Annotated in this window: 13 protein-coding genes; 1 reads left to right on the top strand and 12 read right to left on the bottom strand. The window is 51.8% G+C overall.

The features are described 5' to 3' along the window. Positions 1-5: 5 nt before the first annotated feature. The 6 genes from G3I67_RS13415 to G3I67_RS13390 all read right to left on the bottom strand — a co-directional run bounded on the left by G3I67_RS13415 (position 6) and on the right by G3I67_RS13390 (position 9,636). Complete coding sequence (locus tag G3I67_RS13415; RefSeq protein ID WP_163656044.1) at positions 6-3,107, bottom strand: multidrug efflux RND transporter permease subunit; 3,102 nt, start codon at positions 3,105-3,107, stop codon at positions 6-8. Further along, entirely contained in the window at positions 3,104-6,205 is a 3,102-nt protein-coding gene (locus G3I67_RS13410; RefSeq protein ID WP_163656043.1) for a multidrug efflux RND transporter permease subunit, read from the bottom strand. The genes G3I67_RS13415 and G3I67_RS13410 overlap by 4 nt, the downstream gene beginning before the upstream one ends. A 5-nt stretch (positions 6,206-6,210) precedes the next feature. Beyond that, a complete protein-coding gene (locus tag G3I67_RS13405; protein WP_163656042.1) occupies positions 6,211-7,407 on the bottom strand; it encodes an MdtA/MuxA family multidrug efflux RND transporter periplasmic adaptor subunit in 1,197 nt (398 codons plus the stop codon). Between the two features lie 103 nt (positions 7,408-7,510). Then, positions 7,511-8,263: a cell division protein ZapD gene (zapD, locus tag G3I67_RS13400; RefSeq protein ID WP_163656041.1), complete on the bottom strand. Its 753-nt coding sequence runs from the start codon at positions 8,261-8,263 to the stop codon at positions 7,511-7,513. Positions 8,264-8,322: 59 nt separating this feature from the next. Then, on the bottom strand, positions 8,323-8,925 hold the full coding sequence (gene coaE, locus G3I67_RS13395; RefSeq protein WP_163656040.1) for a dephospho-CoA kinase: 603 nt from the start codon (positions 8,923-8,925) through the stop codon (positions 8,323-8,325). 15 nt (positions 8,926-8,940) lie between these two features. Beyond that, positions 8,941-9,636: a prepilin peptidase gene (locus G3I67_RS13390; protein ID WP_163656039.1), complete on the bottom strand. Its 696-nt coding sequence runs from the start codon at positions 9,634-9,636 to the stop codon at positions 8,941-8,943. A 96-nt stretch (positions 9,637-9,732) separates the two neighbouring features. Between G3I67_RS13390 and G3I67_RS13385 the strand changes: the two genes are divergently transcribed. Then, a complete protein-coding gene (locus G3I67_RS13385; RefSeq protein WP_163656038.1) occupies positions 9,733-10,611 on the top strand; it encodes a hypothetical protein in 879 nt (292 codons plus the stop codon). Between the two features lie 11 nt (positions 10,612-10,622). Here the strand turns inward: G3I67_RS13385 and G3I67_RS13380 are convergent, their stop codons facing one another. From G3I67_RS13380 to G3I67_RS13355, 6 genes are all read right to left on the bottom strand, one after another. Next, positions 10,623-10,859, bottom strand: coding sequence for a response regulator transcription factor (locus G3I67_RS13380; RefSeq protein WP_163656037.1), 237 nt, complete (start codon positions 10,857-10,859; stop codon positions 10,623-10,625). Between the two features lie 99 nt (positions 10,860-10,958). After that, entirely contained in the window at positions 10,959-11,801 is an 843-nt protein-coding gene (gene panC, locus G3I67_RS13375) for a pantoate--beta-alanine ligase (protein ID WP_163656036.1), read from the bottom strand. Positions 11,802-11,830: 29 nt separating this feature from the next. Then, positions 11,831-12,709, bottom strand: a complete 879-nt coding sequence (locus tag G3I67_RS13370; RefSeq protein ID WP_163656035.1) for a segregation and condensation protein A — start codon at positions 12,707-12,709, stop codon at positions 11,831-11,833. Between the two features lie 12 nt (positions 12,710-12,721). Further along, positions 12,722-12,910, bottom strand: coding sequence for a DUF3460 family protein (locus G3I67_RS13365; protein WP_163656034.1), 189 nt, complete (start codon positions 12,908-12,910; stop codon positions 12,722-12,724). Between the two features lie 71 nt (positions 12,911-12,981). Next, entirely contained in the window at positions 12,982-13,962 is a 981-nt protein-coding gene (locus tag G3I67_RS13360; protein ID WP_375539324.1) for a Bug family tripartite tricarboxylate transporter substrate binding protein, read from the bottom strand. 43 nt (positions 13,963-14,005) lie between these two features. Next, entirely contained in the window at positions 14,006-14,746 is a 741-nt protein-coding gene (locus tag G3I67_RS13355; RefSeq protein ID WP_163656033.1) for an amino acid ABC transporter ATP-binding protein, read from the bottom strand. Between the last annotated feature and the right edge of the window lie 5 nt (positions 14,747-14,751).

The raw sequence follows: 14,751 nt of genomic DNA, 5'->3' as shown, positions 1-14,751 counted from the left end.
TTTTATCAACGATTGATTTTCAATTTAAAGTTCAACATCCACAACCTGAATCGATCCAGATACAAATACACCACAGGGGTCGTGTACAGCGTCAACAACTGACTCACGATCAGTCCACCCAAAATCGTAATGCCAAGCGGACGTCGCATCTCCACACCGGCCCCCGATGCGAACACCAGTGGAAACGCACCGAAGATCGCTGCGCATGTCGTCATCAAAATTGGCCTGAAACGCGTGATGCAAGCTTGGTGTATCGCCTCATCGGGCGACAAACCCAGTCTACGCTGCACATCCAATGCAAAATCAACCATCATGATGGCGTTCTTTTTGACGATGCCGATCAACAGAAAAACGCCAATCAACGCGATCAAGCTGAATTCGGTCTGCAGCATCAAAAGCGCGAGCAACGCACCGACACCCGCGGAGGGCAACGTGGAGATAATCGTCAAGGGATGAATCGTGCTTTCGTAGAGCATGCCAAGCACAATATACATGGTCACAAGGGCGGCCAGAATCAACCAAGGCTGGTTTGACAGTGCGCTTTGCAATGCCTTGGCCGTCCCTTGAAAACCCGCTTGAATTTTGTCGCTTGGCAAACTGATTGATGCGACAGCCTGCTCGATCGCGGCGTTCGCCTGTCCCAAAGAGACACCAGGCGCCAAATCGAACGAAATGGTATCTGCCACCTGCATCCCCTGATGGCGGACACTTAGCGGAGCATTGGTTGATTCGAACCGGGCAAAAGCGGATAAAGGCACCCGATTGCCGCTAGAGTTGATCACGTAAACTTCCTTTAGCGAATCAGCATCCTCGGCGTGCCTGGGCGCAACCTCGAGCACGACCCGATATTGATTGCGTCCTCCATAAATCACGGAAACCTGACGTTGGCTAAAGGAGTTATTGAGAACTGAAGAAATGTTCGCCATCGATACGCCAAGCCGTTGAGCCGCATCCCGATCCACAACAATCGACACTTGCCGTCCTCGATCCTCCACGTCCGTATCCACATCAACCAATTCGGGCAAAGCCGCCAAAGCCTGCTGCACTTTTGGCAACCACTCCTTCAAGTCCTGCAACTCATTGCCCATCAAGGTGTACTGGTATTGAGAGCTGCTTTGTCGCCCCCCCACCCTAATATCCTGCTGCGCCATCAAAAACAATCTTGCACCTGGCACGCCTGAGAGCTGGGGGCGCAAACGATTGATCACATCCCGGACACTGACACCACGTTCGCTAAAGGGCTTTAACTGGACCGCCAAAAAACTGGTATTGCTTCCACCTCTCCCGCTGGCATACGCAGTGACGGTCTGGATCGCCGGATCCTTCATCAAGACCTGCCTGAATCGATCAAGCTTGGGTTGCATGGATTTGAAGGACGTTCCATCGTCGGTCGAGAAAAAACCCAACATCATGCCGGTATCCTGTTGCGGAAAAAAGCCCTTGGGAACGATTCCATACAAATAGAAATTCAACCCTATGGTAGCCGCAAGCAACACCATCATGAATCTTCCGTGACGCAAGGCCCAGTCAAGTGAAACCGCGTAGGCATGCACAACACTATCCATCGCTCTTTGCGACACTCTGGATAACAATCCGGGAGAATGCGGATCTGAATCCCCGCCACCCGGCTTGCGACCGAGCATACGCACGGCCATCATAGGGGTCAAAGTCAAAGACACCAACATCGAAATCAGAATAGCCACGGACAGCGTCACAGCGAATTCCCTGAACAGACGGCCGGGCAATCCTCCCATCAATAAAATCGGAATAAAAACCGCTATGAGCGAAATACTCATCGACAAGACGGTAAACCCTACTTCCCGGGTGCCCCGCAATGCCGCTCTCAAAGGAGTCTGCCCTTTTTCGAGATGGCGCATGATGTTTTCCAGGACAACGATTGCATCATCCACAACGAATCCGGTCGCCACGATCAAAGCCATCAACGACATCGTGTTTAACGAATATCCGCAGAGATACATCGCACCAAACGTGCCGATCAATGAAACGGGAACAGCTACAGTGGGAATCAGCGATGCGCGCCAGTTTCGTAAAAAAACCAGCACTACCAGCATGACTAGCCCGATCGCGATCACTAGGGTCTTTTCAGCCTCATCCACCGACGCCCGGATACTGGGCGTTCGATCTTGCGCCACATTGATCGCGACATCGGCCGGCAACATGGCGCGCAAAACAGGCAAATCCCTCCGGATCTGATCGACTGTTTTGATGATGTTGGCATTGGCCTGGCTGCGAATCAGCACCAGAATAGCCTGGCTGTTATTAAAGTACCCGATGTTGGATGTGTCTTCGACCGAATCCTCCACCTTGGCAATATCACTCAGGCGCACAGGCGCATCATTGCGCCAGGCAACAATCAACGGTCGATATTGTGCGGCTTTCCAGAGCTGGTCATTCGCGACGATTTGCCATCGGTGACTTTCATTTTCGACAAACCCCTTCGGTCTGGTCGAGTTCGCTGAGGCGATGGCGGCACGCACCGATTCAAGCGATACACCATACTGCGACAGCGCATCAGGATCAAGATCGATTCGAACCGCCGGCAATGAGCTACCACCAATCGTGACCTCACCCACACCCTGAATCTGAGATAGTTTTTGCTGAACCGTGGTTGAGGCAATGTCATAAAGCTGCCCCTGGGACAACGAATCCGATGTCAACGCGAGCGTCATGATAGGCGCCGCAGAAGGATTGACCTTGTTGTAAGTTGGATTGTTGCGCAATCCGCTTGGCATCATGGCGCGGGCTGCGTTAATTGCCCCCTGCACATCTGTGGCAGCGCTATTGATATCCCGGCTAAGATCAAACTGCAAGGTAATGCGAGTTTGTCCGGTTGTACTTCGCGATGTCATCTCCGTCAGACCGGCAATCGTTCCGAGTGATCGCTCCAGGGGCGTTGCGACAGTGGCCGCCATCACTTCGGGACTGGCACCGGGCATCTGGGCTCGCACCGAAATGGAAGCCAATTCGATTTGAGGCAAGGGCGCAATCGGTAACAGGCTGTGCGCAAGCCAACCGGCCAACACGACACCCAACCAGATTAATGTCGTGGCAACCGGTCTGACAATGAAGAGACCCGAGACATTCATACGCCGTCAGCTACCTGCGCAACTTTTCGACGACGCCCGCCTTTTGTACTTAGTCTATCGAAAAACAGATAAATAACAGGCGTGGTAAATAAAGTCAGTACTTGGCTAAGCAATAATCCACCGACCATCACCAAGCCAAGCGGTTGACGCAATTCGGCTCCCGTTCCGGTCGACAACATCAGGGGAACAGCGCCGAACAAAGCCGCAAGCGTCGTCATCAGAATCGGCCTGAATCTGAGCAATGCAGCCTGATGGATTGCCTCTTGCGCCGACAAACCAAGCTTTCGTTCGGCATCCAAGGCAAAGTCGATCATCATGATGGCATTCTTTTTTACGATACCGATCAATAAAATGATACCGATGATTCCGATCATGTCCAGATCGTGTCCTGCAAGCATCAGCGCCAGCAGTGCGCCAATCGCAGCCGAAGGAAGCGTCGACAGGATCGTGACGGGATGAATGAAGCTTTCGTATAAAACCCCCAGAACGATATACATCGTAACGATCGCAGCCAATATCAAAAGCAATGTGCTGGACAAAGAGGATTCAAATGCGCGCGCAGCACCTTGAAAGCGCACCTCCACGCCTGCCGGCAAGCCTATTTCTGACTGTGCCCGGCCTACAGCATCCACTGCCTGCGACAGAGACACGCCAGGAGGCAAATTAAAAGAAATCGTGACAGAAGGGAACTGATCGAGACGATTCAGCACCAATGGCGCACGGCCTTCACTTACTTTCGCGACAGTCGAAATCGGCACAGGCTTGCCATCCGTCGTTTTGACGTATACAGAACCGATCGCGGACGGATCCTTGCGAAACTGCGGCGCAGTTTCAAGCACGACCCGATATTGATTCGACTGAGTGAATATTGTTGAAATCTGACGCTGTCCGAAGGCATCATACAAAGCATCATCGATAGCGGCTGCAGTCACACCAAGCCTTGAGGCCGCATCCCTGTCTATATCAACGAAAGTCGTCAAGCCATCATTTTGTAGATCATCGATCACATCCGTAAGTTGCGGCTGCTGACGCAACTTGTCGACCAACTGTGGCACCCATTTCTGCAACAGCTGTGGATCGGCACTTTCAAGGGTCATTTGAAACTGGGTTCGACTGATACGATCCTCGACGGTCAAATCCTGTATCGGCTGAAAATAAAATTGCAAATCGTTGATATCGGCAACCTGCTCCTTCATGCGCCTGATAATCGATGCGACATTATCCCGACGCGTAGCGTGAGGCCGCAAGGAAATCTGCATACGCCCTGTATTGACAGTCTCGTTGGTTCCGTCCACCCCGATAAAAGAGGACACGGAAGCGACATCACCATCCTGCAATATTGCCTGAACCGCACGACGCTGCCTGTGCGCCATGGACTCGAAGGACAGGTTCTGCGGTGCTTGGGTAATGACCTGTATCAGCCCTGTATCTTGCTGAGGAAAAAAACCTTTTGGTATCCACAAATATAGTATCGCGGTCAATACAAACGTTCCTATGGCCACCAACAAAGTCAATGGCTGGCGCTTCAAAACCTGGCGCAGCAAATGATCGTAACCTTCGATCAATGCATCGATCTGTAATCCTATCCATTGCGCCAACCGACCGCCGTGCTCGGCGTTACCGGCACGCAACAACCTGGAACACATCATTGGCGTGAGCGTGAGGGAAATCAGCAGCGACAACAAGATTGAGACAGCCAGCGTGACCGCGAACTCCCTGAACAATCTACCAACAACTTCAGTCATGAAAAGCAAGGGAATCAGCACCGCGATCAATGAAATCGTCAATGACACCAAAGTGAAACCGATCTGCGATGCGCCTTTGATGGCTGCTTGCATCGGCGTATCGCCTTTTTCGAGATAGCGCGCGATGTTTTCGATCATGACGATCGCATCGTCAACAACGAAACCGGTTGCAATCGTCAGTGCCATCAGCGTCAGATTATTGATGCTGAATCCCGCCAGGTACATCACCCCAAAGGTTCCGATCAACGACAGCGGAACCACTACACTGGGAATCAGTGTCGCCGTCATTGTCCGCAGGAATACGAACGTCACTAAAACCACCAGTCCGATGGAAATCAGCATTTCGATTTGAACATCATGCACCGACTCCCTGATCGTCTGAGTACGATCGGACATCACTTTGACATCGATATTAGCGGGCATGGCCAATTTCAATTGCGGCAACAAACGCTGAATGCGATCCACGACATCAATCACATTGGCTCCTGGCTGTCTCTGCACATTCAGCAGGATGGCGGGCTCGGTATCCGCCCATGCAGCCAACCTGGAGTCCTCGGCTTCAGTCACAGCAACCGCAACGTCCGATAATCTCAGTGGTGCATTATTTCGATACGCCACCACCAAGTTCATGTACTCGTCCGCGTTTTTCAACTGATCATTCGCATTGATCGTAGTCGATCGCATCCCCCCATCCAATGTACCCTTAGGCTGATTGACGTTGGCGGCCGTGATTGCCGCCCGAATATCCGCAAACGTCAATCCGTACGAAGCCAATGATTGCGGATTCGCCTGAATGCGAACTGCCGGCCGTTGACCACCGGCAACGGTCACCAACCCAACTCCGGCAACCTGGGACACCTTCTGAGCCATTCTGGTGTCAACCAAGTCCCTGACCTGCGGCAACGGGACCGTTGGAGAAGTAATCGCAAGCGTGATCACGGCGGCATCCGCGGGATTCACTTTGTTATAAACCGGAGGTGCAGGCAGGTCGCGGGGCAACAAGTTACTGGCTGCATTAATGGCGGCTTGAACCTGTTGCTCTGCGACATCCAGCGGCAAAGCGAGAGCAAATTGCAGGGTAATGATCGATGCCCCTGCCGAGCTGCTTGAACTCATCTGCCTCAGACCTGGCATTTGTCCGAACTGTCGCTCCAAGGGTGACGTCACCAGAGCAGCGATCACCTCGGGGCTTGCGCCAGGATAGAAGGCCGTGGACTGGATCGTCGGATAGTCAACTTCCGGAAGGGAAGAAACAGGTAATGAACGATAAGCGATCAACCCAACGAGCAACAGCGCAAGCATTGCCAGGGTTGTGGCAACAGGCCGAAGAATGAATGGGCGCGAAAGATTCACGATGCTTATTTGCCGGACCCGGTTTTTTTCGCTTCGGACTCTGGGGCATCGGAACGCACAATTCGTACCTTGGCGCCCGAGCGCAAACGATCGGTCCCTTCGAGTACCACCTGATCCCCTTGCTTCACGCCATCAAGAATGGCGACGCGATCCCCGCTACGGGCCCCGACTTTCACTTGACGTACCGCGGCGGTTCCATCCGGTTGAATGACATATAGAAACGCCCCCTGGTTACCCTGCTGTAATGAACCGACAGGTACGGTCAATGCATCTTTATCCGTGCGCACTTTCATCCGGACATTGACAAATTGATTCGGAAAAAGCGCATCATTTTCATTGGCGAACTGCGCTTTCAGTTTGACAGTACCCGTTGTCGCATCGATCTGATTGTCTACCGTAACCAGGGTACCCACCGCCAAACGATTCAAGTCTGATCGGTCATATGCATCAACAGGTAATTTTTGATCTTCCTGCATCGCACTTCGAACCGCAGGCAAATCTGTTTCAGCAAGGGTGAACAAAACAGAGATAGGCTGCGTCTGAGTAATCACCACAACGCCCTGGGGGTCGTTTGCGATAACAAGGTTGCCGGCATCGACTTTGCGCAATCCCAAACGACCGGAAATGGGTGCCGTAATTCGCGTGTAATCAAGTTGCAATCGGGCATTATCCACCGCAGCCTGATCGCTTTTGAGCTGGCCTTCGAGTTTGCGAACAAGCGCTTGTTGCGTATCAAGCAGCATTGGTGCAATCGAGTCCTGCTTGCGCAAAGTCCGATAGCGATCCAGATCCCTCTTCGCATTTTCATACTGGGCTTGATTCTGTTGCTGCATTCCGATCGCTTGACTCAAGGCTACTTCGAACGAGCGCGGATCGATTTCAGCCAGTAATTCTCCGGCCTTGACTTGCTCCCCTTCCTTGAACCGAACGCTAATCAACTCACCCTGAACGCGACTGCGCACGGTCACAGTGTTAAAAGCGGTGACTGTGCCTAACCCCTTGAGATAAATATCCAAATCCTCGATTCGCGCGACTTCAACGCGAACCGGAACCATTTGCGCCATACCGGCTGCAGGCCCCTTTTGCGCAGGGCGTTTAGAGTCACCAGAAAACCACCAGGCCGCGCCAGCAAGCAATAAAGCAGTTACTACCCAAACCGGGCGCGAACGCAACAATCGCCCGGCCACTTCACGATCAAACATAATGTTCCATCCGGAATGCGAGGAGTGCGTATTGTGGCTGAATACCGAGCATATTGCACGCTATTCATATACGCCAATTGGCGGATATCACTCTATCAGTAACTTAAAGGGAACAAAGTGCCATCTTGAATGGTACATCGCGCGATACTGGCTGAGGCTTGAATTCACCATCTTGGGAGGCGAATCGAATCCATACCATGTATTTGTTCGCGCTGATTTCGGGAAAAGTATTATGAGTGTCATCAACCCAGACACGCAAAAGTTGATAGACCTTGCCCGAAAGCATTTGTTGGTAAGCCCCCGAGGGGCCGATAGCAGACTCGGTCTGACCCGATTCTCTGAGCAGCTTCAGAACTATCGCAATGCCCGAATGCAAAGGCAGCAATGGGGATATCCAACGCTGCAAATCCGCACAACGCTCTATCTCAGGCCTGCATTGCCATGCGTAGAAGGAAGGCATATCGACTTGGCTTCCTCCTCCGGGAACAGCCAAACGCCCACGCAAACTCGCCAACCACTCATTTTCTCTTAGCGTCTGTCCGGTTTTACCCGTCGCATTGAGATTTGTAGCGGCGCGCTCGATTTCAAGCAACATCGCATTCAGAGTCTTGCCATCGACACCAGGGTGATCCTTTAGACTGAGCAAGACGTTGCGCTGCCGCTCCAAATCCTGCAGAACACTGCCTTTCATGTCGGTGCGTTCGGTAGCTTCGAGCAAATCAAACAACGCTGTCAGCGCAACCTGGTGCTGACGCGGATCTCCCGGACGAGCAAAGAACATCATTCGATCGAACAGGTATTCGAGGCGCAACAGCGCCCGAACGCGTTCGTTAAAAGGATATTCAAAAAGAATCACTCGCCACAGCCGCCTAGAAATATATGGATGGAATATTAACTAATATTAACTATTACCCGCTATACGACAAGCTTACACCACCCTTTGTGCAAGACCAACACCTGATTTTCAAGATCGGCCAAACTTGTCTGGCCTGAATTGATTAAAACATCGTCAGCGACAACCAATCTTTGCTCTCTCGTCGCCTGTGCGTTCAGAATATGCTGAACAGTTTCAAGGGAAAGTCCGCTACGCGCTTGCACCCGTCTAATTTGGGTCTCCTGATCGCAATCAACCACACAAACTCGATCGACACGATCTAGCCATCGGCCTGATTCAACCAGCAGGGGGACAACAAAAACGAGATAAAGTCCAGTTGCCCGTGCCGCCTGCGCAAGCACCTCGTCGGCAATCAATGGATGCATGATGGCCTCGAGCTCGGGACGACGACTTTGGTCGGAAAAAACCAGCTCCCGCATCTTCTGGCGATCAAGCGCACCCGTGTTTTCAATCACATCCGGCCCAAACAGATCGACAATGGGTTGAATCGCCCGCCCTCCCGGAGCCGTGAGGCCATGAGCGATTAAATCGGTGTCTATGACGCTGGCCCCCCAACCGGCCAGTAAATCAGCAACTTTCGTTTTGCCGGATCCAATCCCCCCCGTCAATCCAATCTTCAGCATACTCACACCTCGCTTCTAACCACATAAAAATATGAGGATACCCGCAATAGCCAGAAATGGGCCGAACGGAAAAGCGCAACCTTGGTCCAGTTTGCCGAAACTGCGTGCCAGTAAGCCCAGCAAAACACCTGTACCGGAGGCAATTAACAAAAGCAAAGGCACGGAAGTCACACCAACCCATGCACCTATTGCAGCGGCAAATTTAAAATCACCAAAGCCCATGCCGGCTCGGCCTGTTTTCCAATAGAACAAGCCGAACACCCCTCGCAACAAACCATACGACAGAGCGGCACCGGCTGCCCCGCTCGCAAAGTCACCCACTCCCGCAAGCATCTGATAAGTTAATCCCAAGGCCAGCAATGGCAACGTCAATACATCCGGCAACAAACCGATTCTGAGATCGATATAAGCTAGCATCAAACTGAGTGCGCAAAACAGGACGACCATCGAGGCTTCAAGCCCATCCTCACGTCGCACGAAAACAAATATGGAAATGAGCACAAGCATCAAAAAAATCAGGACTTGCAGCCATTTTGACGAAATTTCCGGCAGCCGGACCGGCGGATAGTCGGAATCGAATGAATCTTGACCGTAACGATCAAGCAATCTGCGACAGATGCGTTCCGACAAAACGATCGCCACCATTGCGCTCATTAAGCCTAGCGTAAGGCCTGTCAACGCTGTGGCGATTGAATTCGCAACTTCAGGCATCAGGCAATTCTCGCTTTCATATCATGCATATATAGCTGTAAATGCGTAGAATGACGGTATTGACTTGGCGTAATCATCAGACTTGGAAAGTTTCTCATGAAAGAATTGAAAATGTTGCCGGCATCTTCATGCCGCTCAAGCATTCACTTAGCGATTGCGGCCCTTGCCCTAGGCGTTTCGGGTTGTGCGCAAATGCAGCAACAAATGCAACAGCCGGGTTATTACAACGTACCCGCCGCCAGCTCAACAACCGATGCCATTTCTCAAGCTGAGGCCTCCTACGCTACTCAAGGACTTAGGGCGCCTAATCAGTTGCAGTTCGATCTGAGGCAACAACAAGCGAGCGCAAATCGTCAGCCTGTGACAAGCGCACAGACCGCCTCACCAACCACATATGCGGTGCCGGCCGCCACGCCATCACAAACAGGCAGTTCCAATCAACCCGGACCCGCAAATACAGCACCCAACAGATCCTACGATGCTGCGGGCGCCCCCATTGATGTGCCTCCTGTCGATATTGGCAATCACCAAGGTTCAGCATCGTCCTCGGATCCTGCTGCATCAACGACCGACAATTTGCGAACAAGCCTCATCCCAGAGGCTCAATCCTTTAGCGGTACGCTACCCTGCTTTCACCCTGAAATGAAGTGCACCGCCCAGCGAATCACATTAACCGTTGCGCCGAATGGTCGTTGGCGCGCACGGGCATCTTATTTGGACCAAAATAGTCAAAGCGGAACAAGCTTGACGGATCAAGGATGTTGGCGCGCTTCGCCCATGAACCCCCCAAGAATTGTCCTATTGAACGCACAAGGCGGAGTACGCTCCGAACTGACCATGCCGGCCATGGGCAATGCACTGCGGTTAATCTCCATCAATGGAGAAACGCCTAACCTGACATACACCCTGACTCGGCAACCTGATTTAGATCCGATCAATGAGCTGAATAAGACACCGGCTCCCAACTGCCTCTAGTCGCCCGGATTTCAATCCGTATCCGGTTCCGGGTTGCTGCACACCTCTCTGGCAAGTTGAACAGCATTGCGAACGCCCATTTTGTAAAAGATGCGTGCGCGATGCGCCTCAACTGTACGCATGGAGATCCCAAGCTCTATCGCAATCAATTTGTTGGATTTCCCTTCGGCAACGGGATGAATCACATCGCGCTCACGCGCAGTCAACACAGACCAACCCGCCCCTTCGATATCGTCCAAACGTTTCATAATGCCTCCGTAAAAATAACGGAATGCAGTCTGGCAGACATTCGAAAATTGGTTAAGCTGTCAGTTCTGACAGGCGTAAAAACCCTAGGTACGTATTGACTAAAGTTCCAGATTATCGATCAGCCGTGTCGCACCTAGCTTGGCTGCGGCAAGAGCCACAAGGGGCTCGCCTTGAGCGATTTCTTCTCGTGTAGGTTTGTTCAAATCCCGACGACGCCGGATCGCAATGTAATCAACTTTCCAACCCCGACTGTTCAGAAAATCGATCGCCTGCCTCTCAAGACGATCCGCATCTTGCGCACCGGCTTGTAATTGACTCTGAATCATCGACAGAGCGACATATAATTGCGCCGCCTCGACCCTTTCGGCGGGCTGAAGATACATATTGCGTGAAGATAGCGCCAGCCCGTCCCGATCGCGAACGGTTTCATGCGCAAGGATTTCAACCGGCAACTGAAATTGTCGACACATATTACGTACGACCATCAATTGCTGGTAGTCCTTTTTTCCGAATACGGCGACTCGCGGCTGCACACAGGAAAAAAGTTTGAGAACAACGGTGCTGACCCCGCCAAAAAAACCTGGGCGGTATTCACCTTCAAGAATATCTCCCAATTCTTGCGGAGGCTGAACTCGATAGCTTTGAGGCTCCGGATACAACTCTTTTTCATCCGGGGCGAATAGCACATACACGTCCCTAGCCTGTTCAAGCTTGTCGATATCGTTTTGCAATGTACGAGGATATCTGTCGAAATCTTCGTTCGGACCGAATTGCAGCCGATTAACGAAAATACTGGCAACAACAGGATCGCCATGTTGACGGGCAAGCTTCATGAGCGCCAAATGCCCTTCATGCAAATTACCCATCGTGGGAACAAAGGCAACTCGCAACTGACCTCTTAACTGATCTCGCAAGTCTTCAATTGTATGGACGACTTTCAAACATATCTCCGCAGACTTTTAAGGACCGCTTATGCGGCTGCGCTAGTAAAAGCCAAGCGCACATAAATGGGAGCATAGGGCTCAGCCTGAGTAATCTCAAGCAATAATTCTCTGGATAATTCAAGCAAGGCAAGAAAGTGAACGACAACGACCGCAGTTGGTGCGCCCTCATCGATTCGCTCCATGAACAGCTCGCCAAACTCAATGAAACGCACATCCGACAATCGACGCAGAATGTGAGTCATGTGATCGCGCACAGAGAGTTGCTCGCGCGTAATATGATGGTGCGCATTCAAACGTGCGCGCTTCATGATATCAATCCATGCTTGACGTAAATCCTCGGCGTTGACCTCGGGCAAAGCGCGCTCTATGCGCAAATCTGCGAAAGCCTGAGACCTTTGGAAATCACGTCCAAGCTGCGGCAAGGCATCCAGCTTTTGGGCGGCAAGCTTCATTTGCTCATATTCAAGCAATCGTCGCACCAGTTCAGCCCGAGGATCCTCAGGCTCTTCACCAGTGTCGGTCTTGCGCACAGGCAACAGCATGCGCGCCTTGATTTCAATCAGCATTGCCGCCATCAACAGGTATTCGGCAGCCAACTCAAGGTTATGAATCCTGATTTGTTCGACGTAAGACAAATATTGCTTGGTGACCTCGGCCATCGGGATATCAAGCACATTGAAGTTCTGTTTACGGATCAAATACAGCAAGAGATCCAGCGGCCCCTGAAAGGTTTCGAGAAACACTTCAAGAGCATCAGGTGGGATATAAAGATCGTTCGGCAACGAAAACAGAGGCTCTCCATAAAGGCGAGCCAACGCTACCGAATCGACAACATCCGGGGTGGTATCTACAGGAGGCTGAACCAGCGCCTCGAGGTTTTCGCCTGACAGGCTAGCCTTGCTCATTTGAGCCAGTGATTAATTATTTTGGTAAACGTAAGGGTTTTGCCGAACACGCGCCTGCTTGAAGCCGTCGGCCAATTCTGCGTCCTGAGCCTTATCCCAAAGACGGGCGCGCCCTTCGCGTTGACGCTTCTCCACATCAGGGTGATTTTTCTTGTAATCCTGAAGAAATTGGGTGATTTCGGATATGTAATGCTTTGCCATGGCTTGTTCAACTAAATGATTGGACCGGATATGCTACTAGTGTACTTGAGCAGATTCTGACAAAGATATCCTTAATTAACCTTGGCTCCGGAAACTTTGACGATTTCCTTGTATTTTTCCAATTCCAAGCGAACAAAATCGGCAAATCCGGTCGAAGACATCAATTCGGCATTTGAACCCATTAACTTCAATCGCTCGATAACCGCAGGATCCTTGAGGGCATTTTCATACGCCCCATAGAGCTTTTGCACAATCGCCTCAGGAGTTCCGGCTGTTGTGAACACGCCAAACCAGGTGCCGATATCGAAAGGTCGAATACCCGACTCCTCAACAGTGGGAACATCAGGTAACAAGGCCGATCGTTTGAGTGTTGTCACAGCCAAAGCGATTACCTTGCCATCTTGAATCAAGGGTGCGCTGGCGGCCAGATTATCGAACATGAAATCCGACTGACCGGAGAGCAATGCGAGCTGAGCAGGCGCCGCGCCTTGATATGGAATGTGGACAACATCAATATTCGCTCTCGTGCGTAAAAGCTCGGCAGACAAGTGGCCCGCACTGCCTGAACCTCCCGAGCCATAATTCAATTTGCCGGGATTTTTGCGCGCATATTCGATCAGGTCGGGGAGAGACCGAATATTTTCGCGAGCAGCAAAATCCTTATTCAAAACCAAAACGTTCGGTACGGAAGCCACCAACACAACGGGGGCGAAATCGCGCACGGAATCATATGGGATTGAAGCGAACAACCATGGATTAATCGCGTGAGTAGCAACTGCGCCCATGACAAGGGTATAGCCATCAGGCGCAGCCTTCGCCACGATATCTGCACCGATATTTCCGCCGGCACCGGGCTTGTTTTCGACGATGATCGTCTGACCTAGCGAGGACTTAGCCTTTTCGGCCAATAACCGGGCCATGGAATCCAGCGGCCCGCCTGGTGGGTAAGGAACGACAAAGCGCAATGGACGAACTGGCCAGGCATCAGATGTTTGCGCTGCGGGCTGCGCAAAACAAACACCGGATAAAACAACACCAATGGCTGTGGCCATCAGCGACTTCCACCACTTTACTTGCATGCCCATGCGTGAATTCTCAATGCAAAATCTGACTCAGGAACAGTTTGGTTCTATCGTTTTGAGGAGCATCAAAGAACGCATCCGGGGTGTTCTGTTCAATGATTTCTCCGCGATCCATAAAAATCACGCGATCGGCCACTTTTCGGGCAAAACCCATCTCATGCGTCACGCACAACATTGTCATGCCGCTTTCTTTTGCCAGTCCGACCATGACATCCAAAACCTCTTTGACCATTTCAGGATCCAGCGCGGAGGTCGGCTCGTCGAACAACATGACTTTGGGATTCATGCAAAGTGAACGTGCAATTGCAACACGCTGCTGCTGTCCACCCGATAGTTGGCCCGGGAACTTGCTCGCCTGATCGGGAATCCGCACCCTTTCCAAGTACTTCATCGCACGCGCTTCGGCTTCGGCCCTAGGCACCTTCAACACCCAGATCGGCCCGAGCGTAAGGTTTTCAAGCACCGTCAGATGGGGGAACAGATTGAAATGCTGGAAAACCATTCCGACATCGCGACGAATAGCCTCGACGTGACGCACATCATTCGTGATTTCCGTCCCTTCCACGATGATTTTGCCAGACTGATGCTCCTCCAGTCTATTGATGCACCGAATGAGCGTCGACTTACCCGAACCGGAAGGACCGCAAATCACAATGCGCTCGCCACGGGCCACGTCCAGATTGATATTGCGCAACACGTGGAATTTTCCGTACCACTTGTTCACGTCCTGCATGCGGATGATGGCGTCAGCCATACATA

The sequence above is a fragment of the Sheuella amnicola genome (assembly GCF_010499255.1).
GTDB classification, from domain to species: Bacteria; Pseudomonadota; Gammaproteobacteria; order Burkholderiales; family Burkholderiaceae_B; genus Zwartia; species Zwartia amnicola.
Note: the sequence above shows the minus strand (reverse complement) of the source record. Positions and strands in the feature narration are given on the sequence as shown.